Origin of the sequence: Sphingomonas hankookensis (genome assembly GCF_022664465.1) — a bacterium.
Taxonomy (GTDB): domain Bacteria; phylum Pseudomonadota; class Alphaproteobacteria; order Sphingomonadales; family Sphingomonadaceae; genus Sphingomonas; species Sphingomonas hankookensis.
In genome coordinates this window covers 60,332-82,858 of sequence record NZ_JAKREV010000006.1, presented here as the reverse complement: position 1 = coordinate 82,858, position 22,527 = coordinate 60,332, and the positions used below count along the sequence as shown (strand labels likewise).

Here is a 22,527-nt window from a genome sequence, read left to right as displayed (position 1 = left end):
CCGAAGTCCCGTTTTCTACCGCACGTAGAAGAAGGGGCGGGACCCCGGGTCGAGCCCGGGGTGAGTATGTGGCAGGTGGCGGCGTTCGCCGACGACCCCTGCCCCGTTCTCAGCGGTGGCATGTCCGCCCATGATCCGCTAGCGCATGCGCCCATGAAGCAACCGCATATCGTCGCGCTGGGGGGCACGCTGCGCCCGACGTCCGGCACCGCCGCCGCGTTGGAACGGGCGCTGGCCCATGCCGCGACGCTGGGCGCCCGGACCACGCTGCTGACCGGGCCGGCGATCGATTTCCCGAACTACGAACCCGAAACGGCCAAGGGCAATACCCGGATACAGTCGTTCCTGCGTGCGCTGCGCGATGCCGACGGCGTCATCATCGGGTCGCCGGGCTATCACGGCACGCTGTCGGGGCTGGTCAAGAACGCGCTCGACCATGTCGAATTGCTGCGCCGGGACGACCGCGTCTATTTCGACGGAATGCCGATCGGGATCGTCGCGACGGCGGCCGGATGGCAGGCGGCGGTCGCGACGATGACCACGCTGCGCACCGTCGCCCACGCCTTGCGCGGTTGGCCCACGCCGATCGGCGTCGCCATCAACACGGCGGAAGACGGCGCGATCGATCAGGCCGACGGACAGCTGCGGCTGATGGTCGAACAGATGATCGGCTTTGCCACGCGCTAACGTCGCCTGCGTACGATCGAATATAGTTTCATACGATATTAAATATCTGCACCTGGCTGTCGGTCCCAATCGGGGGATCGTTCATGGCATCGAACGGCAGGTTTCGCTCGATCGGAACGCGTATCCTCGGCATCCAGCTGATCGCGAGCGCCGCGATCGCGGTCGTGTAGGCGGGACAGGCTATTACGGCATGCAGGCGCTGACCGGATCGATGACCGCGATCTATGACGACCGGATCGTGCCGCTCAAGCAGCTGAAGCAGGTGTCCGACGCCTATGGGCTGAACGTCGTCGATACGACGCACCAGCTGCGCGCGCACAAGCTGGACTGGCAGCAGGCCAGCGCGCGGATCGACAGCGCGATCCGCCGCAACCTGCGCGACGCGACCGACCTCGTCGCATCGGTCGCGCGGGGCGACGTGTCGACCACGGTCGAGGCGCGCAGCAATGACGAGGTCGGCACGCTGATCGATGCACTGAACGCGATGGTCGTGCGCCTGCGCGGGGTGATCGGCGAAGCCAATGCCGCCGCCGAAAATGTCGCGGCGGGCAGCCAGCAACTCTCCGCTTCGTCGGAACAAGTGTCGCAGGGCGCGACCGAACAGGCGGCATCGACCTAGGAAGCCTCGGCATCGATGGAGCAGATGGCAGCCAACATCAAACAGAATGCCGACAATGCCGCGCAGACCGAAAAGATCGCGCGCCAGTCGTCGCAGGATGCCGAGGCGAGCGGCGCCGCGGTCGACGGGGCGGTCGGCGCGATGCGGACTATCGCCGAAAAGATTTCGATCGTGCAGGAATCGCGCGGCAGACCGACCTGCTGGCGCTGAACGCCGCGGTCGAGGCGGGACGCGCCGGCGAACATGGCCGCGGCTTCGCGGTCGTCGCCTCCGAAGTGCGCAAGCTCGCCGAACGCAGTCAGATCGGCACGGTATCGGGACAGCCGGTGCAGGCGGCGGCGCAGGCAGGCGAGATGCTGACCAGCATCGACACCGCCGCCGCCTCCGCCGCCCCGCGCAAGCCCGCGCCGAAACCCGCCAAGCGCCAGCCCGGATCGATCGTCGATCAGCAGGCGCGTGCCCGCGGCTTCGCAATCGACCTGTCGCAGGGCGGGCTGGACGAGGACGACGCAGCGTTCGGGCGCGCCGCCTGATCGGCCGTTACCGTCCGATCCAGTGTTTGCGCACGAACCACGCAACGATCCCGACGCTCATCGCCACGCACAGCGCGACCACCGCCCCGAACGCCCAGGGTTCTTCGGCATAGGGGATGCCTTTCACGTTCATGCCGAGCAGCCCGGTGAGGAAGGTCAGCGGCAGGAACACCATCGCGACGATCGCGATCTGGAGCGAGCGTTGGTCGAGCTGTTCGGCGCGCAGGTCGGTCAGCGTTTCGTGGACCAGCGCGGCGCGTTCACGGATCGAATCGACCTCCTCCGCCATGCGCGCGGCGCGATCGGCAGCGGCGGCGAGGTGGAGGCGGTCGTCCTGTTGCAACCAGTCGCCGGGGAGCTGGCCGAGCTTCTCCAGCGCGGAACGCTGCGGCACGAGGAAGCGGCGATAGCCGATCGCGCGGACGCGGGTATGGGTCACCGCGCGGCGCTGTTCGAAAATACGGGCCGGGTCGAGCGCCTCTTCGCATTCGTCGAGCGTATCGCCCAGATCGGCGATCAGCGGGTCGAGCTGTTCGGTGATCGCGCTGGCGAAGGCGACGATCAGGTCGCCGGGATCGGCGACGTCGCCGCCCTCGACCCGGTCGATCACCGTCCTGAACGCGGTCAGCTTGCGCCGGGTCACCGAATGAACCCGCCCGGCGCTGGCATAGAGCCGCACCGATGCCAGCGGGTCGGAACTGGTCAGGGGATCGTTGGACAGGCCGCGCAGATTGACGAACGCCCCCTTGCCGATCGCGTCGCAGCGCGGGCGCGTTTCGATGGCCGTCAGCGGGTCGATGACATATTCGGGCAGATGGGCGTGATCGCGCAGCCATGCTGCGACCACATCGCCGTCGCCGTGCAGATGAATCCAGACGAAACCGCCGGTCGTGTCCACCGCCGCCAGCGGATCGATCGGCGTCGCCTGCCCCCCCTCGATATGCCATGCGCGACACTTCATGCCCGGTACCTCACGCCAGGTCGATCGTCAGGCCGGGAAGCGGATCGGCAGGTACGGGGCCGGCGATCCGCACCGCATCGGCGCGGGCGCGGTCGAGGATCGCTGCCGGCACGTCCACCGTGTGGTGAATGCGGTCGGCCTGTCCCAGCCAGCGGGCTTCGCGTAAGGTCAGGTCGTCGGGATCGGGCGAGCGGAGGCGGATCGTTTCCACCCGGCCGGCGACCGGCGCGGCGCCGGCGAGCCATTGCGCGACCGCATCGTCGGCATGGGGGACCATCGGGTCGAGCGGGCCGCCCGCTGCGATAGCTGCGCCGATCGCGCGGCGGCGGTCGCCGCCATCGGGGAAACGCCTGCGTAGTTCGGCGCGGGCGGCGCCAAGTCCTTCGGCCAGTCGTCCTACGCCCGCCGGCAGGATCGCCTCCAGCCGCTGACGGATCGCCGCCGCCAGCCCTGCCGAGACGCCGCCGGTCGAGATCGCGATCAGGATCGGCGAGCGGTCGACGATCGCCGGCAGGGTGAAGTCGCAGTCGGCCGGACGGTCGACCGCGTTGATCAGGATGCCGCGTGCCTTAAGCGCGTCGATCGTGCTGCGGGCCTTCGCATCGTCCTCGACCGCGACCACCGCGATGCGGGCGTCGTCCGTATCGGTGACGACGGTGAGGCCACTGCGTTCAAGCAGGCGGCGCTTGGCGTCGGCGGCCTCGCCTTCACCGATCAGGATGACGCTACGCCCGGCAGTGCGCAGCAGGATCGGCAGGCCGTTCACAGCCAGGGCGGCAGACGATCGGCCTGCGCCAGTGCCTCGATCGGCGGACGTTCGCGGACGACCGCGAATTGATCTCCCGACACCAGCACCTCGGGCACCAGCGCGCGCGAGTTGTAGGTGGAGGCCATGGTCGCGCCATACGCTCCGGCGGTCATGAACGCGACCAGATCGTCGGCGGCGACCACGTCCATCTCACGGCCGAGCGCAAAGGTGTCGCCGGTCTCGCAGACCGGACCGACGATGTTGGTCACGGCGCGCTCGCCGGTCGGCACGACGGCGCGGATGTCGTGATAGGCGTCGTAGAGGCTGGGACGGAGCAGGTCGTTCATCGCCGCATCGACGACGACGAACGGCGCGGTCGCGCCCTGCTTCACGCGGATCACCCGCGACACCAGCACGCCGGCATTGGCGACGATCAGCCGGCCGGGCTCGAACATCAGCCGCGTGTTCCAGCCTGCCGTCGCGCGGGCGACCATTTCGCCATAGGCGGCGGGTGACGGCGGCAGCGGCTTGGCGGGGTCGTAGGGGACACCCAGCCCGCCGCCGAGATCGGCATGGGTGATGTCATGGCCAGCGGCACGTAGCTCGGTGATCAGCGCGCCGACCCGGCCGAACGCGGCCTCCAGCGGCAAAAGGTCGGTCAGCTGGCTGCCGATATGCACCGCGACGCCGCGCACCTTGATCCCCGGCAATGAGGCTGCATGGGCATAGGCGGCGGGGGCGGCGTGGTAATCGATGCCGAACTTGTTTTCCTTGCCCCCGGTCGAAATCTTCGCATGGGTACCGGCGACCACGTCGGGGTTCACCCGGATCGCGATGTGCGCGACCTTGCCGAGCGAGCAAGCCACAGCGGAGAGCATGTCGAGTTCGGGTTCGGATTCGATGTTGAACTGGCCGATGCCGGCGTTCAGCCCCTGCGCCATTTCGTCGGCGGTCTTGCCGACGCCCGAAAAGACGATCTTGTCCGGGTCCATGCCGGCGTCGAGCGCGCGGTAGAGTTCGCCGCCCGACACGACGTCGGCACCCATGCCGGCGCGGGCCAGCGTCGCTAGCACCGCCTTGTTCGGATTGGCCTTTACCGCAAAGGCGACCAGCGGCTCGCCCTTGCCCAGCCCGGCGACGGCGTCGCGGAACACCTGCACATGCCGTTCGAGCGTCGCGGTCGAATAGACATAGACCGGCGTGCCGACGGCTTGCGCAATCGCTGGCAGGCTGACGTCCTCGGCATGGAGCGTGCCGTCGCGGAGGGTGAAGTTGTCCATGAGCGAGCCTCTAGAACGACACGGGCGGGTTGAGAATGGGTCCCGGCCCGTCATTCCCGCGAAGGCGGGAATCCATAGACGCAGGCTTTGGCGACTCTATCGCGACATCGGCGTTTATGGACCCCCGCCTCCGCGGGGGGTGACGAGCACCCAGGCAATCAGCGCGGCGGCAGGGCGAACGGGTCGTCGCCGCGCGCCTTCGATTCGGTCAGCAGTTCGTCGCTGCGTGACGGGCGTTGCTGCGTCGTCGGATCGAGCAATTCGGCGGGCGTCGGCGTCGCGGTCGCGCCATAGGGCGCAGGGGGCAGCGACGCATTCTCGCGCGGGTGCAGGTCGCGGCGCTGGCCGCAGCCGGCAAGCACCAGCGCGATCGCCATCAAGGCGACGCCGCGCATCATGCCTGCCCCCGCGCGGCGGCGATCGCTTCGCGCACGCGTTCGGGCGCGGTGCCGCCGAAGCTCCGGCGGCTTGCGACCGAGGCGTCGACGCTCAGCACGTCGAAGATGCCGCCATGGATGCGGTCGTCGATGCCGGTCAGGTCGTCGAGGGTCAGCCCGTCCAACCGGCAGCCCTTCTCCTCGGCCAGCTTGACCGCGCGGCCGGTGATGTGGTGCGCTTCACGGAACGGTACGCCCGCTTCGCGAACCAGCCAGTCGGCAAGGTCGGTCGCGGTCGAAAAGCCGGTTTCGGCCGCAGCGCGCATGCGTTTGGGGCGGAAGGTCGCGCTTTCGATCATGCCGGTCATCGCCGCGATCGAAAGCGCCAGCAGGTCGGTCGCCTCGAACACCGGCGGCTTGTCGTCCTGCATATCCTTCGAATAGGCGAGCGGCAGGCCCTTCATCGTCACCATCAGCGACGTCATGCAGCCCATGATCCGCCCGCTATGCCCGCGCACCAGTTCGGCCGCGTCGGGGTTGCGCTTCTGCGGCATGATCGAGCTGCCGGTCGACCATTGGTCGCTCAAGCTGACGAAGCCGAACATCTGCGACGCCCAGATCACGAACTCCTCGGCGAGGCGCGACAGGTGCAGCGAGCATTGCACGGCGGCGGTCAGATATTCGATCGCGAAGTCGCGGTCGGACACCGAATCGAGCGAATTGACCGTCGGCCCGTCGAACCCCAACGCCGCTGCCGTCGCATGGCGATCGAGCGGGAAGCCGGTGCCGGCCAGTGCCGCCGAGCCGAGCGGATTGTAGTTCAGCCGTGCGCGGGCATCGGCGAACCGCCCGCGATCGCGCGCGACCATGGTGTGGTACGCCATCAGGTGATGGCCGAGCGTCACCGGCTGCGCGACCTGCAGGTGCGTAAAGCCGGGCATGACCGTCGCGGCATGTTCCTCGGCACGCACCAGCAACGCCGCCTGCAACTGGCCGAGCGCGGCGTCGACCGCGTCGATCGCGTCGCGGGTCCACAGCCGGAAATCGGTCGCGACCTGATCGTTGCGCGAGCGGGCGGTGTGCAGCCGCCCGGCGACGGGACCGATCTTATCGGCCAGCCGCGCCTCGGTCAGCATATGGATGTCCTCGAGCGTCAGGTCGTCGGGGACGCCCTGTTCGGCATAGTCCGCCGCGACCGCATCGAGTCCCTCAAGGATCTTCGCCACGTCCGCCTCGTCGACGATTCCCTGCGCGCCCAGCATCGTTGCGTGCGCTTTGGACCCGGCGATATCCTGTCGCCACATCCGCTTGTCGAAGGGGATCGAGGCGTTTATCTCACGCATCACCGCCGACGGGCCTTCGGCGAAGCGCCCGCCCCACATGCTGTTGGAGCTTTCCATGCGCCCGGTAATCGCGCTTCTCCTTGGACTGAGCCTGTTCGTCGGCGCTTGCGATAAGCGAGCCGCCGCGCCGGAGCAAGCGGCTGCGGAAGGGGACGGCACCGTTCCCGATGTCGCCGCACCCGACAACGCCGCCACCCCCGAAGCCGCAGCGAAGGTCGATCGCAGCCACAAGGGCGAGGCGATGCCGACCTATCGGTTTCAGGACGGCGCGGGCAAGCCGGTGACGCTGGCCGATTTCCGGGGCAAGCCGGTGTTGGTCAATCTGTGGGCGACATGGTGCGCCCCGTGCGTGCGCGAAATGCCGACGCTCGATGCGCTCGCCGCCCGCGAAGGGGCGGCGCTGCACCTGCTGACCGTGTCGCAGGACATGGAACCGGCCAAGGTGCAGCCGTTCCTGACCGAGCGAAAGCTCGCGAACCTTAAAGGCTATCGCGATCCCGAGCTGCAATTCTCGACCGGGCTGGGGGTCAGCCTGCCGACGACGATCCTCTACGATGCCGGCGGCAAGGAAGTGTGGCGGGTGACCGGCGGCATGGACTGGGCCGGTGCGGAAGCGGCGAAGCTGATCGCCGAGGCGAAGGCGTAGGCCTCCCCTTCGTCATTCCCGCGCAGGCGGGAATCCATAGACGTGTCGTAGCGTCTCTTGCTGGAACGTCAGCGTTCATGGATCGCCGCCTGCGCGGGATGACGATTCCGGCAAGGGCGGCTGCCCCCGCCCTCCTACCGCGTCAGGCGCGACGTCTGGATCGTCTTCTGGAACAGCGTGTTCAGCGCCTGCGAGATGTTGCCGTCGGTCGACACTTCGAAGAACAGATCGTCCGACGCGCAGCGGCGTAGTGCCGGGGCGATTTCGGGCAGGCGCGGCACGACATTGTTGACCGACCACGGATCGTAGTTGACCGATTCGGGGGTATAGGTGGTGTAGAGTACCGCGATCCGCACCCCGCGGCCCTTGATCGCGTCGCATTGGTCGGCGGTCATCGGGCCGAGCTGGCGGCCGTTGATTTCTTCGTCGCGCATGCCGTCGGTGATCAGGAACAGCACCGCCTTCGGCCGGTCGCCTGCCACGCGGCGGCCATTGCCCGGATTGTCGGTGATCGCGCTGTTCAGCTTTGCGAGCGATCCGGCATGCTCGGTCTGGCGATCGTAGAGCTTGGCGTGCATCTCGACCGCGATGGTTTCGGCGGTCGCCGCCTTTGCCGCCACGAAATTCAGGTCGCTCGACGGCGTGGAACCGGTCAGTTCGCGATAGTTCACCGCCCGGTCGAACGTGGCGAGGTAGAAGCGATAGGCGGCGCCGTTCGCCGACGATTCCCGCCCCGCATTCGCCACCATGTCGCGGATCGCATGCTTGCCGGCGTCGATGCGCAGTTCGATCCCATTGTTATGGGCGAAGGCGTAATAGTCGATGATCTTGCCGCTACCGTCGCGGATGTTGGGGTTGTCCGGGTTCGTCTGATGACAGGCGAAGGCACAGCCGCTGGGGTTGCCGCTGCGCACCGTCTTGGCCTTCAGGAAATCGATGCCGGCGGTGGTCGTGGGCAACGCCATCGACGACGACGCGTCGAGCATCACATAGAAATCGGTGTCGGGCGCGATGCTGGCCTGCGCAGTGGCGGTGCCTCTTATGGTCAGCGTGCGCGTACCCAGGATGCCGGCGAAGCTGTTAATCGATTCGCCTCGATAGGTGACGGTCGCGGTCCGGACGAAGCCATCGGCCGCCGTGGTCGTTTCGGTCACCGTCGCCTGAAACTGTGCCGGGTCGGCGAAGTTCATCGGGACGATCCCGGGCAGGCTTCTCGCCTGCGCCTCGAACATGATCCGCGCCTGCGTCTTTGCCGCCTCCAGCGGCTTGTCCATCATGGTAGCGCTGGTCGCGGCCAGCGCCGCCGCATCGGCCGCCGCGTTCAATTCGGTCTGCAGCCGCATCGCGGTGCCGTAATCGATCGCCATCCCGGTCGCGAAGGTGATCGGCATCAGCGACAAGCCGAAGATCATCATGACATTGCCGCGCCGATCCCGGCGGAACGCGGATGACCGGGCCGACATAGGCATGATCACAACTCAGGTCAGGGTGATGGTGGACGACTTGCGCGGCAGCAGCCAGATGTCGTCGGCGAAGGTGATCGAGTCGAAATATTGCGTCAGCATCGAATCGTACGGATATGCCGACTGCGCGAAGATGAAGACCATGTTGGGCTGGCGATAGGCAGCGGGCAGCGCCGACGCATAGTAGCGCCCGACCGGCAACGCCGTCGCGTTATGACCCCTGCTCCAGTTCACCTGGAACACCGCTCCGCTGCTTTCGACCGTGATCTGCGTCACGCGCAATCGCGCCTTGTCGGGGGCATAGGGGGCGATGATGCTGGTCGACGCCCGGAGCAGCGCATCAACGTCGTCGGTACTGACCGTCCGGTTCTGCGACGTGATGTCGCCGACCGCGCGGGTCATGATCGTCACCTTGCGCTTGCACGCGATCGCATCGCTCAACTGATAACCGCCGACGAACAGGATGAGCAGCACCGGCAGCACGATGGCGAATTCGATGAGCGCGGTGCCGCGCGTCTCGCGCAGCAGGTCGAGCAACCGGCGCGGCATCATGCATAGGGCTCCGACTTGAACACCATCGTCCCGACGATCGTGCGCGAACTATCCCCCTGATTGCGCAGGTCGAGACCCAGCGGCAGCATGCCCATCGGCCAGCGATACAGGAGCCGAAGGACGACGAGGTCGCCCGACCCCGCCGGTTCGAACCGGGTCGTATTTTCCAGCCTGCCCGACGAATCGAACCGTATGCCGCCGCTGACCGTGCCGGCGTCGCCCAGATCGGTGACTTTGCGCATGTCGACATACAGGTTGCTGCACTTCAGGAACGCCGGCAGGTAGCCGCACGACTGGGTCCGGAACTGTTCCTGGGTCGTACCTGCGGGGATCTGTCCGGTCAGGACCTTGCGCGCCACCGTTTCAGCGGCCGTCTGTACGCTTTCCTGTACGAAGAAGACGATCGCGATCTGCAGGATGCCGATCAGCAGTGCGAAGAACGCCGCGGCACAGATAGCGAACTCGATCGTCGCTGCGCCTCTGCGATGGATTGCGATTACGCCATCGCGACGCGTGGGCAGGGAGGATCGATGCCATTGCATATGATATGCACTGGAGAGGTTGCTTTAACGATGTGTTAATCCGGAAGGTACCGAACGATTAACGATCCGTTTGAATGACCCTTGATACCGGTTACATCGCCAGCAGCAACATCCACGGTCGAAAGATTCGCATAGCAAAAGATCAATGCAGCTCATTATTCTGAAGAGATACACAGCAACATTGATCGATATCTGCCTTTCGGCCATCAAACTGCAACAATATCGTTAATTTATTTCGGCATCGTCATGATATTCATCGTTCCGCTGTCCGGATGGCGCTACGAAACGCAGCGTTTCTCCGATCAGCGCTGTCGGTCGGGTGCGGCACCGGCCTGTGCCGTCTCCGGACCGGCACCGGGGGTTCCTTCGTCGAAATCCTCGCCCGGCGCACCGCCGCCATTGCCGGCACCGCTGCCATGCACCTCCCCATTGGCAGCAATGAAGGCGCGCCGACCGGTTTCGGGCGGGATGTCACGACCATCGTCGGGCGGGGTCGGGCTGGTCGGGCGCGCATCCGCTGCCGCCTGTTCGGCGGCGCGATCGCGGTCGAATTCCTGCCCTGAATAACCGCTGGACCGGTCGAAGGCGTTCGACGGCGCGCCGCGCTCGGGATCGACCTTTGGATGCGAAGGGGTGTCGGCCATGGAAATTCTCCTCGACCGTCATAACCCCTTGCGATCAGGCGGCGTTCCCATCGACCGGCGGTTTGGCGCGCGGTTCGAACCGGTCGCGCAGGCGCAGGCCGATGAACAGCATCGTCGGCCAGAACATCGTATTGACGATGTCTAGCGAAGTGTCGTCCCAGCGCCACGATCCGTAATGCATCCGGTCGAGGACTTCGTTGGCCAGTTCGGCCAGTGCCACCACCGCCAGCGGGACCGGTGTCGACAGACGATATCCCGTCAGCACGCGCGTCGCCAGCAGCACCGCCATACCGGCATGGACGTGCAACAGGCTGTCGGCCATGCCGGTACCGTCGCCGATCTCCTGGATCAGCTGGGCGTATAAAGCGGGAATATCCATATCATCTGCGATGGACCAGCCGCCGCCGCCACTCAAGGGGGACTAATCCTTGTTGAGCCAGACGGTGATCTCGGGATCGAGCACCGACATGACGAAATAGGCACCGGCCTGCTTCACCCGCGCCCACCAGCCCGAGCGTTCGCGGTGCAGGTCGCGCGTCACCCGCCGCCCTTGCGCGATCTCGCCGTCCATATAGGCGCGCATATGCGCTGCGAACGCAGGGTCCTCGATCCGCAGCATCAGCTCCATGTTGAGGAACATCGAACGCACGTCGAAATTCGCCGACCCGATATGGACTGCATCGTCGGTGACGAACAATTTGGTATGCAGCTTGGTCGGGCGATATTCGTACAGCTCGATACGGTGGCGCAGCAGGTTGCGATAGGTGAAGCGCGCCGCGAGCAGAGCGATGGCATGGTCGGTCTTGGCGGGCAGGACGATGCGCAGGCGGGTGCGCTTCGCCGCCTGGTCCAGCCGCCGCATCATCAGCGGGCCGGGCGCGAAATAGGCGGCGATCATGTCGATCCGCTCGCTGTGGCGGATTTCGTGCTTGAGCGTCCGCGCCCATGGCGACAGCCGCCGCGACGGACCACCCAGCAGCCAGCGGATCGGCCCGCTCTCTTCGCTCCATTCGCGCAGCAGCCGCGACAATTTGCGTAAAGGCGCGCCGGGCAGCGCGGTCCATGCCTTCAACGCATCGAAATAGCCCGCCAGCCGCCCCGCCGCCGGCCCGTCGACCAACAGCCCCAGATCGCGCCACGCCTGATCGGCGACGGTGCCGAAATAGGCATCCTCGATATTGAAGCCGCCGACGATCACCCGGGCTTCGTCGGCCAGTGCCAGCTTCTGGTGGTTGCGCAGCAAATAGCGCCGACCGATCCGCGGCACGAACACGCATACCTCACCGCCCGCCTCGCGCAGCGGGCCGAAGAACCCGCGGCTGGCCGCCGCCTCCGCGCCCAGCCCGTCGACGATCAGCGACACGCGCACGCCCCGCCGGGCCGCCGCAACCAGCGCGTCGCGCACCTGCGTGCCCGCCCGATCCTCTCCCCAGATATAGAACAGGAACCGCAGCGAACGCCGCGCGCCTGCGATCAATGCCAGCAGCGCGTCGAGGCGCGCCGGCCCCTCGGTCAACAGCGTCAACTGGTTGCCGGCGACGGCAAAGGTCGGTTCCATCTGGTCGGCCATGCCCTCTCCTGATCCGTTGCCTGAGCGTAACGGCCGTGGGTGGACCGAGTTTCATTGACTTTGCGCGCATCGCCCGGTAGGCACCCGGCTTTCCGATACCCTCCGTTTTTGCAAGGAAGGCGTTTCATGGCGCGCGTCACCGTCGAGGATTGCGTCGACAAGATCCCCAACCGTTTCGACCTGGTGTTGATGGCCGCCCAGCGCGCCCGCCAGATTTCGGGCGGTGCCGAACTGACCCTCGATCGCGACCGCGACAAGAACCCGGTCGTGGCGCTGCGCGAAATCGCCGAGGAGAACATCACGCCCGAGCATCTGCGCGAGGCGGTGATCGGTTCGATGCAGAAGGTGCAGATCGACGACGAGGAAGCTCCGGACGAGCTGGGCTCGCTGGCCGCATCGGCAGAGGCGCTGCGCCTCACCGCCGCCGCGCCGCCGCGCAACCAGAATGTTGGCGGCGACTACGACGGCTGACGCCGTCGGTCATTGCGACGCGAAACGGGGCGGTCCTGCGGGGCCGCCCTTTTTCGTTTGGGCAATGGGTGAGCGTAGCGACAGTCCCAATTAGGGTCGTCACTCCCGCCGCGCCCCCGCCCGGCTCCCCAGCGCGTCGAGCGCATCGGCGTTCGCCCGGCCCCAGTCGTAGAGCATCGTCACCGGCTCGACGAACCGGCACCCCAGCGGTGTCAGACGATAGTCGACCGCCGGCGGCATCGCCGCCAGCACCCGCCGCTCGATCAGCCCGACCTCCTCCATCTCGCGTAGCGTCTGGGTCAGCATCTTCTTGGAAATGCCCGGCAGGCTGCGCAGCAGCACGCCGGTGCGCGCCTGTCCGCCGTGGCGGGCATGGAGCGTGTGCAGCACCATGCTGGTCCATTTGGTCGCGAACAGCGAAAGCACGCGGCGCGGCGCGCAATCCTCGCGCCATTCGGCTTCGTCGGTTCCGGGATGCATGGGTACTTTCTGGTGCCTGGGGGCCTGTCCGGTGCCGTCTTCAACCCCGGTCGCTTCGTCCCTAACTGCCCGGTCCGACAATGAAAAGGAACGGATGCGATGGCACGAACGGCATTGGTGGTGGGCGCGAGCGGGATCGTCGGCAGCGCGACGGCGGCGTTGCTCACGCAGCAGGGTTGGACGGTCCATGGGCTCGCCCGCCGTCCGGTGGCACAGGACGGGGTGCATCCCGTCGCCGCCGACCTGACCGATGCGGCGGCGACGCAGGCGGCGCTGGCCGACCTTCGCCCCGATGCGGTGTTCGTCACGACATGGTTGCGGCAGGATAGCGAGGCGGAGAATATCCGCGTCAACGGCGCGATGGTACGCAACCTGCTCGACGCCCTGCCCCGCCCCGATGCGCCGCGCCATGTCGCGCTGGTCACCGGTCTCAAACATTATCTGGGGCCGTTCGAGGCCTATGGCCAAGGCACGCTGCCGCAGACGCCCTTCCGTGAGGAACAGGGGCGGCTGGACGTCGCCAATTTCTATTATGCGCAGGAGGACGAACTGTTCGCCGCCGCCAAGCGCGACGGTTTCACCTGGAGCGTACACCGGCCGCATACCGTGATTGGCAAAGCGGTCGGCAATGCGATGAACATGGGCACGACGCTGGCGGTCTATGCCACGCTGTGCCGCGCTGAGGGGCGTCCGTTCGTCTTTCCCGGATCGGCGGCGCAGTGGGAGGGCCTGACCGACATGACCGATGCCGGGCAACTGGCCGAGCACCTGCTATGGGCCACCGAGACCGACAGAGCGCACGATCAGGCGTTCAACATCGTCAACGGTGATGTCTTTCGCTGGCAATGGATGTGGCAGCGGATCGCCGACTGGTTCGGTGTCGAGGCCGCGCCGTTCGACGGCACGATCCGCCCGCTGGCCGATCAGATGGCGGACGACGCGCCGCGCTGGGCCGCGATCGCGGCCGACCATGGACTGGTCGAACCCGATCTGCGCCGGCTGGCATCGCCTTGGCATACCGATGCCGATCTCGGCCGCCCGATCGAAGTCGTCGCCGACATGTCGAAAAGCCGGCGGTTGGGCTTCACCGGCTATCGCGCTACCGACGACAGTTTCTTCGACCTGTTCGAACGACTACGCGCCGACCGCATCATTCCATGACGTCGTGCGGGGACGGTTCGTCCGTCCCCGCCCCGGCATCTGCCGGCACGTCGCGCCGCCCCTTGAAGTTCGTCGCGATGACATACCATTCGGACGAGTCCTTGCGGCTCGCCGGCGGCTTGGCGTGCTTCACCACCTGAAAATTGCGCTTCAGTTCGGCGACCAGTTCGTTGTCGGCGCCGCCGGCCAGCACCTTCGCCACGAAGTCGCCGCCGGGCCGCAGGATTTCGCAGGCGAACATCACCGCAGCCTCGACCAGCGCCATGGTGCGCAGATGATCGGTCTGCGGATGGCCCACCGTATTGGCCGCCATGTCGGACAGGACGAGGTCCGCCTCCCCGCCCAGTTCCTCGCGCAGCCGGTCGGGCGCGTGGTCCGCGAGGAAGTCCATCTGCAAAATCGTCACGCCATCGATCGGATCGACCGGCAACAGATCAATGCCGACCACGGTGCATTCGGGCCGCACCTTGCGTACGACCTGCGTCCAGCCGCCGGGCGCAATGCCGAGGTCAACGACACGCTTCACGCCGCGCAACAGCTTGAAGCGTTCGTCGAGCTCGATCAGCTTGTACGCCGCACGGCTGCGATAGCCTTCGGCGCGCGCCTTCTTGACGTACGGGTCGTTCAGCTGCCGCTCCAGCCAGCGCGTCGACTGGGCCGAGCGCGAGCGGGCGGTGCGTACGCGTTGTCGTCCGGGGGGGCTGCCGCGGGTCATCGGGTTCCTGCCATCAATCGGCGCAGGATTCCTTCACGAATCCCACGGTCGGCGACCCCTAGCCGCTCGGCGGGCCAGAGCGCCAGAATCGTTTCGAGGATCGCACAGCCCGCGACCACCAGATCGGCACGCTCGCTGCCGATGCACGGCACCGTGCCGCGTTCGACCAGGCTCATGCCCGCCAGCCGCTGGCTGACCGCCAGCATCGATTCGGCGGGCACGATCAGCCCGTCGATCTGCGAACGGTCATAGGAAGCGAGGCCGAGATGCACGCTGGCGAGCGTCGTCACCGTCCCGCTGGTGCCGAGCAACCGGCGCGGCTCGTCGGTCTGCGGCAGGCGCTTGGCGAACGGTGCGAAACTCTCGGTCACGCAGGCGCGCATTCGGGCATAGGCACCCGAGGTCGTCGGCGCCTCCTTGCCCGCGCCGAGGCTCTCGGTCAGCGACACCACGCCCCACGGCGCCGAATGCCAGTCGAGCACGCGCGGCACCGGCCCCGACGCGTCGAGCAGCACCAGTTCGGTCGACCCGCCGCCGATATCGAACACCAGAGCCGGCCCGGTACCGGGTTCGAGCAGCGCGTGGCAGCCGAGCACGGCCAGCCGCGCCTCTTCCTCGGCCGTGATGATGTCGAGGTGGATGCCGGTTTCGTCCAGCACACGTTCGACGAAGGCCGGGCCGTTGCTGGCACGGCGACACGCCTCGGTAGCGACCGAGCGCGCCAGCGTCACGTCGCGGCGCTTGAGCTTTTCGGCGCAAATCTTCAGCGCGGCGACGGTGCGGTCCATCGCCGCGTCGGACAGCCGCCCGGTTGCCGCCAGCCCCTCACCCAGCCGGACGATCCGTGAGAACGCGTCGACCACTGCAAAGCCGTCGCCCTGTGGTCGGGCGATCAGCAGCCGGCAATTGTTGGTACCCAGATCGAGCGCGGCATAATGGCGCGCGCCCGGCCAGCGCGGACGCGCGGGCGAAGAGGATGCCTTACGGGGCGCAGCACGTGCCCCCCGGTGCGGCAACCGGGCGGAGAGATCCCCCATGCCGTCACTCACTTATGTTCTATCCGTCACGGCGGAACGCCGCTCGGTGCTTAGGGATCAACCTAGCGAAACCGGCGGTTCGCCACAAGGCGTTGCGACGAAACGAGCGATTCGGCGTTGACACGATCGGCAGGCCGGCCTATCGGACCGCCCTCGCTGCGACGCTGCCCTGTCGTCTAAAGGTAAGTTTTCGTACTACCCAGCGTTTTCAATGACTTAGCTGGCATTTTCTGTGCGACATGGGGTTTATTCATGCCATTTGACGCACGGCCTAACTCATGTCGCTGCGCGCCACTGCGATGCAGGAAAAGCGGACGCCCGCTGCCGGCACTTGGGTCGGGGCGTTGCTGGCAAGCAACGTCACGTTCAGAACCGTAGCGGTCGTCGTCGTCATCTGGAGCTTCCTCCAGCCAATCACCACGCCGGCGAATTTGTCGGCATCGGCTCCGGTCCCCATTACCCATTCGGCCACATATGGCGGAAGAAGAATGTCGCTGGCGCTGGGCTTGATCGGCATGATGTCGACCCCCGGTTCGCTGGTGAATAGCCGCGTGAAGATGATCGGCGGACTGAGCCCGTCGCTCTTGATCGTGTGGCTACCCGGAACCGCCGCCGTCCCGGCGGTGACGCTGGTCAGACGCGGATGCTGGTGATCACCCCAAGCGTACTGGTTCGGTTCTTCGCCGATCGCGGCCCCCGTCCGCTCCGGGCGCGGTACCGCCGAGGCGGGACGGGGCATTTCCTTCCGCACCGCCGCTAGGACGGCGGCGGTGATTTCTTCGACCGCCGCCACCGCTGCCGGATTGAGGACCTGCATTACAGCCCTGTGCCACATCCGATCGCGCGGACGCGGATCGTAGCGTTCACGACTGCCCCGTTGATCGGCAGGACGTTGAGGTTCAAGCGATTTTGCGTGCCGGTGAAGGTGAACAGCGGCGTTCGCAACACGCCGCGCAACCCGCCGGCCGGCAGCGGCGTCGACTGATTCGGTCCTGGGGAAGCAAAGGCACGCGCCTGCGACGCGGCGACGTCGCCCTGCCATGCGTAGAGATTGACGACGTTAACGCCAGCATAGCCCGGATCGATCTCGATTTCCGCCATCGCACGGTGCGGCGCGGCCATCGCAGCGACGTAGTTCTGCCGAAGCAGGATCACCTCGGCTGCCTGCGTCGCCGTGCCGCTGACCACGATTTCGAGCCAGTCCTTCGTAAGCGGTCCGCTTTCGTCGTCGCGATAGGCTTGCCCATTAAAGCCTGTTGTCGTCTTCTTCGCGAATGCCGCCGACAGCCCGGCGGACAGCTGCGACGTCCACCCGGTCGGCATGGTGCCGCTGCCACCCGCACCATGCGATCCACCCGTACCGTTCAGGTAAGGATTGAGCGTGTCGAGTCCAGCAATCGTGCGGGCGGTGGTGCCATCATGATTGCTCGACGGAAAGCCGAAGAACGGCGTGAAGAGCCGGCGCCAGAGCGGCAGCATCGCCCGGCCGATCAGGTACGCCGCTTGCTGTTGCAGATGAAGGCCGTCGTTCAGCAGTCCCGCCGCTGCTTGCCCGTTGACCGCCGCAGGATCGCGCATGATCGCCGCGGTATCGATCACATATACGTTCCGCCCCTGTTGCTGGAGCGTCCACGCGTTGACCGCTTCCCAATTGGTCTGCTGCGCCGCCGGCAGGATCAGCCCCGGAAACGCTGCGGACCCGTGCGGATAGTCGGGGAGAACGACGACTACCAGCCCGGCCGCCGCCAAACGCTCGATCATGATGCGGCTGTTATCGATCGATTGCTGCGCCGTCATAGTGTTGCGGTCATTGGCCGTCGGAGCCACCAACACGACCGTACCCGCCCCGCTCGCAATGACCGCGTCGACGCGCGAAAGTTCGCCGGGATAGCCGGCGTCGGCGCTCGATCGATCGCCGTTCCATCCGAAGCTGTCGGCCGTCTCCAGCACCGCACGACCACCGCTTAGAAAATTGGCCCAGTTCACCGGCCCCATCGCCGATCCATTCGGAGAGGATGGAAAGCCGCTCGCGCTGGACGTATTGAAATGATTGGCCGCGTGGCTCGGTCCAAGGATCGCGACCCTGTTGTTCGCCGGCAACGCGAACATCGCTCCGCCGGATGGAGGTGACACGCGCATCGATCAGGTCTCCGTAGCCGTCCATGCCTGTCCGGTGGTGGCACCCCACACCGAAACGGCACGATTGGTATCAACGTCGAAGCCACCGCCGCTCGGCCCGATCGGATAGCTGTCGGCGTCAGCCGGCGACGCCGTGCCGCCGACCTCATTGATGTACAGAATGCCGGTCGACCGGTTCACACCGCGCAGGGATCGCCGTGCTGGGTTAGCCGGGGCCAGCGGCTGCGCCTGCCCGCCTGTCGCAATCGAACCGCTTCGCGAGAAGCCATCCGCCTTGGTAGCAGTCGGCTTCCCATCCGCATCGGCCAACGCGACAACGGGAATTTTTCCCCGCTGCCCGTCGGCCGTAGTGACCTTGTGTGCGACGGGACTGCCGTCCAGCGCATCGCTCGGCGCGAAGGCCATCAGCTGCGCCCCGCCGGCGATTTACTGTCACGCAGCACCGCCTTTACCTCCCGCACAGTCGACTTCACCACCGGTACGGCGGCGATCGCGATCGGCGCGAGCTTCACGGCGACGCGTACGATATTCGCGAAATTGATCTTCATCTTACTTCCTCCGTTGCGATGGGATCGGTCTTGGTGCCGGCGGGCTCGACACCGTTTTTAGGGCGGAAGGTGCCGAGCACGCCCACCAGCCCCGTGGTCAGCCCGCCGAACCCGAGTGCCTCGGCATACTTGCCGTCCCGCGCCAGCCATGCGGCGATCGTGGCGAGGTAGCAGATGGCGAACAAGAGCGCGCCGAAGGCGATCAGGCTATGTCGCTGGCTCATGCCTCACTGGCCCCGATCGTGCCGGGCTTCATCACTGGCAGCGCGCCGGCCGTCATCGACACGCCGGCGGGCCAGCGGATCGCGTCGGTATCTGCCTTCAGGATGTCGATGATCGACACCCGGTTGCCCTGGTTGCCGCCCAACGCCTTGTAGTAGCGCGTGTCGGCCGTCTCGCCGACGATCAGGAAGACGTGGTTGCCGCCGGCCCGCGCCTTCACGCCGACCGCGCCGACCACCGCCTTGCACGCGACGCCCCAGTCGCGCCACGATGCAGCACGTGCCGCGATCTTCGGCGGATCGATCCCGGCCGCGACAAAGCACGCGGCGAGGAAGCCACCGCACCACGGCATTTCGTCATCGTTCCACCGGACGCCGTTCCAGCGCTGGGCGGTATTGAGCAACGCCAGCAGCCTGTTGTTGTGCGTCGGCCCCGGAATTTCGGCGAGGCCGAGATGCGACCGCGCGATCGCCGTCCACGTCGGTTCGGCCGCCGCACCGTCCGGCGGGATGCCGAGCTGAGACAATAGCTGGTCGACCATCGCGACCTCCGCCTGCGCGAACCCCTTGCCGCGCACGCCCTTGATGACGTCGAACACTTCACGACGGCTCATTCGCCTGCTCCCTTGCTGTGGCCGGTCCGCTCAACCGCGGACAGCCGCTCCTCGATCTTGTCCAGTCGCCCGCCGATCGCCGGTCCGTTGATCTGCTGGCGCTCGTCAATCCGCGTCACCGTCTGCTGGAGCTGCGACAGCGTGGACACGACCCATAGACACAGCGCGACAATACCGGCCGTCGCGACCGCGACCGCGAGCGCACCCGCCCATTTGAGGGGAGCGGGTATCTCTGCCTTCATCGGTGCCTGCTGCTGGTGAAATCGGGTGATCGCGGCATCGGCCACCTGCTCGGCAACCATACGGACCTGCGCGCTGTTGCCGCTGTCACTCATCTGCGGCCGCCCCGTTCACGACGGGCTGCGCCACGGCTTCCGTCACATCGTCCAGACCGACAAAATCCGCGCAATGCTGCGCCCACGCCGCCTCGATCGCAGGCCGATCGGCCGGGGTCGCCTCGTCCAGCGCGCGCTTCAGGACGGTACAGATGAGACTCATCGATCAGACCTTCGTCACGCGGACATGCAGCGTCGACGGAGCATCGTCGTTCGCGGCACCCGAGAAATTCTGGAGGCGTACCGTGGCGACATTCGCGGCGGTGACGCGACACGACACCACTTCCAGCGCACCGGGCCATATGGCGGTCGCGTGATCGCCGACGTCGGCACCGGGAACGGACACGGTCGTCACCGTCGTCTGGCCTGCGCCGACCGATGGCGGATCGAATGGCGCCGATCCCATCAACGGATCGGTGATGAAGACTGTCGTCGACGAGCGTCCCTGCACCGTCGTCGCACCGGAGAAACAGACGTTGTTTTCCCACCGGTTGAAGCTGGTGTCGCTTTCGGACATGCCGGCGACCGACGACGACAGACGGTTCCGTGCGATCGTGGTATACGCGACATACGACAGCACGATGCCGAGCCGCCCGTTGCTCGTCGTGTTGTCGCTGATGCTACTCTCGATCAGCGCATCCGGCCCCGCACCGCCGCCGATGACCTTGATGTCCGCCTGCCCGCCTTCGAATGGTACGGCCACCCACACATTGGCACCGTCCGCGACGCTCGCCCCCGGTGTCGACGGCCATAGCGGCTCCACCGTGCCGCTGGGGCCGCCCGCGCCGGCCTGCACATAGAACCGGCTGTTGCCGATCGCCGGCCTCACCAGCGCGACCTTGGGATACACCATGCCCGCGGTCCACGGTTCGATATTGACCAGCGGATCGGCGACGGAAAACCCGCTTACATCGTTCGCCGAAACGTCGACCCGCCTTGAGCCCGCGTTCGCGGCAAGGCGGATACCGTCACCGGCGACGAAGCCCGCCAGATTACCTGACGTACAGGTATTGCCACGCACCTTTGTACCGGTAAGTACCCCCTGATACACGCTGATCGCGCCCTGCCCGCAATGCAGGAATTTGTTGTTCAGGACGCTGTTGCCTCGTCCAGTGTCGGCGACGCCACGACCCATGACCTGTGCGCCACCGGCGCAGAACTCGGTCGTGTTGCCTTCGATCGTATTATCGTTGCCGTGCGTACGGATGACGAGCGTGATCGTACCCTGGATACGCGTGCCGGGCATGAACCCTGCGTTGCCCTGAATGCTGTTCTTCGATACGATGTGTCGGTCGCCGAAGATATAGGCGAATTTCTCGTAGGGGTTCTTTGCCGTATTACCTGTGATAACGCAGTCATTGACGCCGCTGAAGAAGATGCATTGCACCATCATCCCGCCGTCTGCGTTCGGATAGAACGCGCACCCGGAAATAATGTGCTGCCCACCGCCCGTCGCGCGAATGCCGAAATGCGCCGTCGATGTATCGCCACCATACACGGTCGGACCACCGGTGAACCGGCACGCCACCGAAGCCCGCACGCACGCGTACAAATGCAGCCCGATCTTGGGCGGATCCACGAAGCTGATGCCCTGGCATCGGAAATCGCTGGCGGTGACATCGACGAACACGAGACAGGGCATCGTCTCGTCGGTTCCCGCATTGGCGTCGTCGATCACGCCACTGCCGACGAACGCGCCGATCCCGGTGATGGTGACACCCGGCGCACGTACGACGATCAACGCGCTGGGATTCGGACCCAGCGGGCTGGTGGTCGACGCCTTTACCCGCCCGTCGAGACGAAGGCGGATCGGCCGGTCGATGACCAGCATCGAACTGCGGCCTCCACTGGTGTCGACGATCCCGTCGCCGGCACCGCGCGGTATCTTCAGCGTCGCACCGGTCGGGGTCGCGGCATAGGCCCGCTTGAGCGCGACGAGATTATCGACCGGCGACGCTGCCGACGAAAAGCCATAGTCGGCGGCCGACACTTCGATCTCGGCGATCCGGTCGCGTAATCCCCGGCCGATCGCACCGACGCCGGCGGCACGGTGCGCAATCCCGGCCGTACCCTGCCGCACCCAGGCACCGACGGTCAGCGGTGCGAAATCGGACTCAATGTAATCCTGCGGCCGGGCCGCGGCGAGAGCGGTGAAATCGCCCTCCGTCCACACCATCGACGTACCGCTGCCGTCATACGCCGCCGTCATCGCCGCACCGCTGATCAGCGACGCGCGCAGCTGCCCGATCGACTTGACGACATTGCCCGCACCACCCGGCGGCCCCGGCGGGAAGCTGCCAACGGGCAGATACCGTTCCTTGCCCGTAATCGGGTCGAAGCCCATCACGGTATCGCGCCGCATTGCCGGTGGCAGCAAGGTCCACCCGAACTCGCCCTCGGGCACGACGATCGCCCGTGCGCCGAAGTCCGCTACGTCATCGGCCGCCTCCTGCGCGGCCATCGTCTGCCGATCCAGCGACCGTTCGGCGGAAATGGCGGGGAACGGCTGCAACGGCCTGATCTGCGTATCCTGGACGATCGCGGTGCGTCGCAGGACTTCGATCACCTGTCCGGCTGCGAACGGGCGCAGGGGCTGGATAACGCCAGATTGCGTGGCACCGTCGCCGGATAACGCATAATCGACGTCGCGGACGAGCAAGACTACGACGCCGGCTGACCGCAGCGTAACGGTCAGGCTTTCCGGCTCAAGATAGGGATACGGGATCGCCTCGGCCGCCATCGCGCTGCCGGGTTCGAACCGATGCCGCCGTTTCGCCGTCCGTACCGTCACCCAAACCTCCAAACGCTCCCGGAATGGGAACGGTGAGGCCGGGTCGGAGT

30 protein-coding genes and 1 pseudogene are annotated in these 22,527 nt (G+C 66.5%); 8 read left to right on the top strand and 23 right to left on the bottom strand.

The genetic code is table 11. The features are described 5' to 3' along the window. Positions 1-153 precede the first annotated feature (153 nt). The 5 genes and pseudogenes from MF610_RS15260 to MF610_RS15240 all read left to right on the top strand — a co-directional run bounded on the left by MF610_RS15260 (position 154) and on the right by MF610_RS15240 (position 1,839). Positions 154-687, top strand: coding sequence for an NADPH-dependent FMN reductase (locus MF610_RS15260; protein WP_242199609.1), 534 nt, complete (start codon positions 154-156; stop codon positions 685-687). Between the two features lie 190 nt (positions 688-877). Beyond that, positions 878-1,306, top strand: a complete 429-nt coding sequence (locus MF610_RS15255) for a HAMP domain-containing protein (protein WP_242199606.1) — start codon at positions 878-880, stop codon at positions 1,304-1,306. A 24-nt stretch (positions 1,307-1,330) separates the two neighbouring features. Continuing rightward, positions 1,331-1,516, top strand: coding sequence for a hypothetical protein (locus MF610_RS15250; protein ID WP_242199603.1), 186 nt, complete (start codon positions 1,331-1,333; stop codon positions 1,514-1,516). After that, positions 1,486-1,608 (top strand): annotated as a pseudogene (locus MF610_RS15245) (methyl-accepting chemotaxis protein); the annotation flags it as partial. The gene MF610_RS15250 and the pseudogene MF610_RS15245, both read left to right, overlap by 31 nt. Further along, positions 1,582-1,839 (top strand): hypothetical protein, encoded by a 258-nt coding sequence (locus MF610_RS15240; protein ID WP_242199594.1) that lies wholly within the window; start codon positions 1,582-1,584, stop codon positions 1,837-1,839. The pseudogene MF610_RS15245 and the gene MF610_RS15240, both read left to right, overlap by 27 nt. Before the next feature lie 7 nt (positions 1,840-1,846). Here MF610_RS15240 and MF610_RS15235 read toward each other — a convergent pair whose 3' ends face one another. From MF610_RS15235 to argH, 5 genes are all read right to left on the bottom strand, one after another. Continuing rightward, positions 1,847-2,800, bottom strand: coding sequence for a zinc transporter ZntB (locus tag MF610_RS15235; protein WP_242199591.1), 954 nt, complete (start codon positions 2,798-2,800; stop codon positions 1,847-1,849). 10 nt (positions 2,801-2,810) lie between these two features. Continuing rightward, a complete protein-coding gene (locus MF610_RS15230; RefSeq protein ID WP_242199587.1) occupies positions 2,811-3,566 on the bottom strand; it encodes a precorrin-2 dehydrogenase/sirohydrochlorin ferrochelatase family protein in 756 nt (251 codons plus the stop codon). Then, positions 3,563-4,828: a diaminopimelate decarboxylase gene (lysA, locus tag MF610_RS15225; RefSeq protein WP_242199584.1), complete on the bottom strand. Its 1,266-nt coding sequence runs from the start codon at positions 4,826-4,828 to the stop codon at positions 3,563-3,565. The genes MF610_RS15230 and lysA overlap by 4 nt, the downstream gene beginning before the upstream one ends. 158 nt (positions 4,829-4,986) lie before the next feature. Beyond that, the gene (locus MF610_RS15220) at positions 4,987-5,226 is read right to left on the bottom strand and encodes a lipoprotein (protein ID WP_242199580.1); all 240 of its coding nucleotides are present in this window, start codon (positions 5,224-5,226) and stop codon (positions 4,987-4,989) included. Continuing rightward, positions 5,223-6,587 (bottom strand): argininosuccinate lyase, encoded by a 1,365-nt coding sequence (argH, locus tag MF610_RS15215; protein ID WP_242200323.1) that lies wholly within the window; start codon positions 6,585-6,587, stop codon positions 5,223-5,225. The genes MF610_RS15220 and argH overlap by 4 nt, the downstream gene beginning before the upstream one ends. A 16-nt stretch (positions 6,588-6,603) precedes the next feature. Here argH and MF610_RS15210 point away from each other — a divergent pair, with 16 nt between their 5' ends. Next, a complete protein-coding gene (locus MF610_RS15210; protein ID WP_242199577.1) occupies positions 6,604-7,194 on the top strand; it encodes a TlpA family protein disulfide reductase in 591 nt (196 codons plus the stop codon). A 134-nt stretch (positions 7,195-7,328) separates the two neighbouring features. Here MF610_RS15210 and MF610_RS15205 read toward each other — a convergent pair whose 3' ends face one another. From MF610_RS15205 to MF610_RS15180, 6 genes are all read right to left on the bottom strand, one after another. Continuing rightward, complete coding sequence (locus MF610_RS15205) at positions 7,329-8,609, bottom strand: pilus assembly protein TadG-related protein (RefSeq protein ID WP_242199574.1); 1,281 nt, start codon at positions 8,607-8,609, stop codon at positions 7,329-7,331. Positions 8,610-8,672: 63 nt separating this feature from the next. Further along, on the bottom strand, positions 8,673-9,209 hold the full coding sequence (locus tag MF610_RS15200; RefSeq protein ID WP_242199567.1) for a TadE/TadG family type IV pilus assembly protein: 537 nt from the start codon (positions 9,207-9,209) through the stop codon (positions 8,673-8,675). Continuing rightward, positions 9,206-9,751, bottom strand: a complete 546-nt coding sequence (locus MF610_RS15195) for a TadE/TadG family type IV pilus assembly protein (protein WP_242199557.1) — start codon at positions 9,749-9,751, stop codon at positions 9,206-9,208. Before MF610_RS15195 ends, MF610_RS15200 begins: the two co-directional genes overlap by 4 nt. A gap of 302 nt (positions 9,752-10,053) precedes the next feature. Then, positions 10,054-10,395, bottom strand: a complete 342-nt coding sequence (locus MF610_RS15190; protein ID WP_242199553.1) for a hypothetical protein — start codon at positions 10,393-10,395, stop codon at positions 10,054-10,056. A gap of 34 nt (positions 10,396-10,429) precedes the next feature. Then, positions 10,430-10,774 carry a hypothetical protein gene (locus tag MF610_RS15185; protein ID WP_242199551.1) on the bottom strand — a complete coding sequence of 115 codons (345 nt, stop codon included), beginning with the start codon at positions 10,772-10,774 and terminating at the stop codon, positions 10,430-10,432. 42 nt (positions 10,775-10,816) lie between these two features. Then, positions 10,817-11,965, bottom strand: a complete 1,149-nt coding sequence (locus MF610_RS15180; RefSeq protein WP_242199549.1) for a phospholipase D-like domain-containing protein — start codon at positions 11,963-11,965, stop codon at positions 10,817-10,819. A 126-nt stretch (positions 11,966-12,091) separates the two neighbouring features. Between MF610_RS15180 and rpoZ the strand changes: the two genes are divergently transcribed. Then, positions 12,092-12,436 (top strand): DNA-directed RNA polymerase subunit omega, encoded by a 345-nt coding sequence (gene rpoZ, locus MF610_RS15175; protein ID WP_125654076.1) that lies wholly within the window; start codon positions 12,092-12,094, stop codon positions 12,434-12,436. 99 nt (positions 12,437-12,535) lie between these two features. Here rpoZ and MF610_RS15170 read toward each other — a convergent pair whose 3' ends face one another. Next, positions 12,536-12,916 (bottom strand): winged helix-turn-helix transcriptional regulator, encoded by a 381-nt coding sequence (locus MF610_RS15170; protein ID WP_242199547.1) that lies wholly within the window; start codon positions 12,914-12,916, stop codon positions 12,536-12,538. A gap of 99 nt (positions 12,917-13,015) precedes the next feature. Between MF610_RS15170 and MF610_RS15165 the strand changes: the two genes are divergently transcribed. After that, positions 13,016-14,077, top strand: coding sequence for an SDR family oxidoreductase (locus tag MF610_RS15165; RefSeq protein ID WP_242199545.1), 1,062 nt, complete (start codon positions 13,016-13,018; stop codon positions 14,075-14,077). Here MF610_RS15165 and MF610_RS15160 read toward each other — a convergent pair. The 11 genes from MF610_RS15160 to MF610_RS19180 form a co-directional block, all read right to left on the bottom strand. Beyond that, positions 14,067-14,792 carry an RlmE family RNA methyltransferase gene (locus MF610_RS15160; protein WP_242199543.1) on the bottom strand — a complete coding sequence of 242 codons (726 nt, stop codon included), beginning with the start codon at positions 14,790-14,792 and terminating at the stop codon, positions 14,067-14,069. The two genes, MF610_RS15165 and MF610_RS15160, sit on opposite strands and share 11 nt — an antisense overlap. Further along, positions 14,789-15,829 (bottom strand): Ppx/GppA phosphatase family protein, encoded by a 1,041-nt coding sequence (locus MF610_RS15155; RefSeq protein ID WP_242200321.1) that lies wholly within the window; start codon positions 15,827-15,829, stop codon positions 14,789-14,791. The genes MF610_RS15160 and MF610_RS15155 overlap by 4 nt, the downstream gene beginning before the upstream one ends. 271 nt (positions 15,830-16,100) lie before the next feature. Then, a complete protein-coding gene (locus tag MF610_RS15150) occupies positions 16,101-16,646 on the bottom strand; it encodes a hypothetical protein (RefSeq protein ID WP_242199541.1) in 546 nt (181 codons plus the stop codon). Then, positions 16,646-17,824 carry an SGNH/GDSL hydrolase family protein gene (locus MF610_RS15145; RefSeq protein ID WP_242199538.1) on the bottom strand — a complete coding sequence of 393 codons (1,179 nt, stop codon included), beginning with the start codon at positions 17,822-17,824 and terminating at the stop codon, positions 16,646-16,648. The genes MF610_RS15150 and MF610_RS15145 overlap by 1 nt, the downstream gene beginning before the upstream one ends. A gap of 147 nt (positions 17,825-17,971) precedes the next feature. After that, positions 17,972-18,373: a hypothetical protein gene (locus MF610_RS15140; RefSeq protein ID WP_242199535.1), complete on the bottom strand. Its 402-nt coding sequence runs from the start codon at positions 18,371-18,373 to the stop codon at positions 17,972-17,974. Beyond that, entirely contained in the window at positions 18,373-18,516 is a 144-nt protein-coding gene (locus MF610_RS15135) for a hypothetical protein (protein ID WP_242199532.1), read from the bottom strand. Before MF610_RS15135 ends, MF610_RS15140 begins: the two co-directional genes overlap by 1 nt. After that, positions 18,513-18,740, bottom strand: coding sequence for a hypothetical protein (locus tag MF610_RS15130; protein ID WP_242199530.1), 228 nt, complete (start codon positions 18,738-18,740; stop codon positions 18,513-18,515). Before MF610_RS15130 ends, MF610_RS15135 begins: the two co-directional genes overlap by 4 nt. Further along, positions 18,737-19,351 (bottom strand): TIGR02594 family protein, encoded by a 615-nt coding sequence (locus MF610_RS15125; RefSeq protein ID WP_242199527.1) that lies wholly within the window; start codon positions 19,349-19,351, stop codon positions 18,737-18,739. Before MF610_RS15125 ends, MF610_RS15130 begins: the two co-directional genes overlap by 4 nt. Beyond that, a complete protein-coding gene (locus MF610_RS15120) occupies positions 19,348-19,686 on the bottom strand; it encodes a hypothetical protein (protein ID WP_242199525.1) in 339 nt (112 codons plus the stop codon). The genes MF610_RS15125 and MF610_RS15120 overlap by 4 nt, the downstream gene beginning before the upstream one ends. Then, positions 19,679-19,849, bottom strand: a complete 171-nt coding sequence (locus MF610_RS15115) for a hypothetical protein (RefSeq protein WP_242199522.1) — start codon at positions 19,847-19,849, stop codon at positions 19,679-19,681. Before MF610_RS15115 ends, MF610_RS15120 begins: the two co-directional genes overlap by 8 nt. 3 nt (positions 19,850-19,852) lie before the next feature. Then, entirely contained in the window at positions 19,853-22,477 is a 2,625-nt protein-coding gene (locus tag MF610_RS19180; protein WP_242199520.1) for a right-handed parallel beta-helix repeat-containing protein, read from the bottom strand. Positions 22,478-22,527 lie beyond the last annotated feature (50 nt).

Coding starts and splice junctions, on each gene's coding strand:
- MF610_RS15260 (WP_242199609.1), top strand. CDS start 154: ATGAAGCAACCGCATATCGTCGCGCTGGGGGGCACGCTGCGCCCGACG.
- MF610_RS15255 (WP_242199606.1), top strand. CDS start 878: ATGCAGGCGCTGACCGGATCGATGACCGCGATCTATGACGACCGGATC.
- MF610_RS15250 (WP_242199603.1), top strand. CDS start 1,331: ATGGCAGCCAACATCAAACAGAATGCCGACAATGCCGCGCAGACCGAA.
- MF610_RS15235 (WP_242199591.1), bottom strand. CDS start 2,800: ATGAAGTGTCGCGCATGGCATATCGAGGGGGGGCAGGCGACGCCGATC.
- lysA (WP_242199584.1), bottom strand. CDS start 4,828: ATGGACAACTTCACCCTCCGCGACGGCACGCTCCATGCCGAGGACGTC.
- MF610_RS15220 (WP_242199580.1), bottom strand. CDS start 5,226: ATGATGCGCGGCGTCGCCTTGATGGCGATCGCGCTGGTGCTTGCCGGC.
- argH (WP_242200323.1), bottom strand. CDS start 6,587: ATGTGGGGCGGGCGCTTCGCCGAAGGCCCGTCGGCGGTGATGCGTGAG.
- MF610_RS15210 (WP_242199577.1), top strand. CDS start 6,604: ATGCGCCCGGTAATCGCGCTTCTCCTTGGACTGAGCCTGTTCGTCGGC.
- MF610_RS15205 (WP_242199574.1), bottom strand. CDS start 8,609: ATGATGATCTTCGGCTTGTCGCTGATGCCGATCACCTTCGCGACCGGG.
- MF610_RS15200 (WP_242199567.1), bottom strand. CDS start 9,209: ATGATGCCGCGCCGGTTGCTCGACCTGCTGCGCGAGACGCGCGGCACC.
- MF610_RS15195 (WP_242199557.1), bottom strand. CDS start 9,751: ATGCAATGGCATCGATCCTCCCTGCCCACGCGTCGCGATGGCGTAATC.
- MF610_RS15190 (WP_242199553.1), bottom strand. CDS start 10,395: ATGGCCGACACCCCTTCGCATCCAAAGGTCGATCCCGAGCGCGGCGCG.
- MF610_RS15185 (WP_242199551.1), bottom strand. CDS start 10,774: ATGGATATTCCCGCTTTATACGCCCAGCTGATCCAGGAGATCGGCGAC.
- MF610_RS15180 (WP_242199549.1), bottom strand. CDS start 11,965: ATGGCCGACCAGATGGAACCGACCTTTGCCGTCGCCGGCAACCAGTTG.
- rpoZ (WP_125654076.1), top strand. CDS start 12,092: ATGGCGCGCGTCACCGTCGAGGATTGCGTCGACAAGATCCCCAACCGT.
- MF610_RS15170 (WP_242199547.1), bottom strand. CDS start 12,916: ATGCATCCCGGAACCGACGAAGCCGAATGGCGCGAGGATTGCGCGCCG.
- MF610_RS15165 (WP_242199545.1), top strand. CDS start 13,016: ATGGCACGAACGGCATTGGTGGTGGGCGCGAGCGGGATCGTCGGCAGC.
- MF610_RS15160 (WP_242199543.1), bottom strand. CDS start 14,792: ATGACCCGCGGCAGCCCCCCCGGACGACAACGCGTACGCACCGCCCGC.
- MF610_RS15155 (WP_242200321.1), bottom strand. CDS start 15,829: ATGGGGGATCTCTCCGCCCGGTTGCCGCACCGGGGGGCACGTGCTGCG.
- MF610_RS15150 (WP_242199541.1), bottom strand. CDS start 16,646: ATGCAGGTCCTCAATCCGGCAGCGGTGGCGGCGGTCGAAGAAATCACC.
- MF610_RS15145 (WP_242199538.1), bottom strand. CDS start 17,824: ATGGGGCCGGTGAACTGGGCCAATTTTCTAAGCGGTGGTCGTGCGGTG.
- MF610_RS15140 (WP_242199535.1), bottom strand. CDS start 18,373: ATGGCCTTCGCGCCGAGCGATGCGCTGGACGGCAGTCCCGTCGCACAC.
- MF610_RS15135 (WP_242199532.1), bottom strand. CDS start 18,516: ATGAAGATCAATTTCGCGAATATCGTACGCGTCGCCGTGAAGCTCGCG.
- MF610_RS15130 (WP_242199530.1), bottom strand. CDS start 18,740: ATGAGCCAGCGACATAGCCTGATCGCCTTCGGCGCGCTCTTGTTCGCC.
- MF610_RS15125 (WP_242199527.1), bottom strand. CDS start 19,351: ATGAGCCGTCGTGAAGTGTTCGACGTCATCAAGGGCGTGCGCGGCAAG.
- MF610_RS15120 (WP_242199525.1), bottom strand. CDS start 19,686: ATGAGTGACAGCGGCAACAGCGCGCAGGTCCGTATGGTTGCCGAGCAG.
- MF610_RS15115 (WP_242199522.1), bottom strand. CDS start 19,849: ATGAGTCTCATCTGTACCGTCCTGAAGCGCGCGCTGGACGAGGCGACC.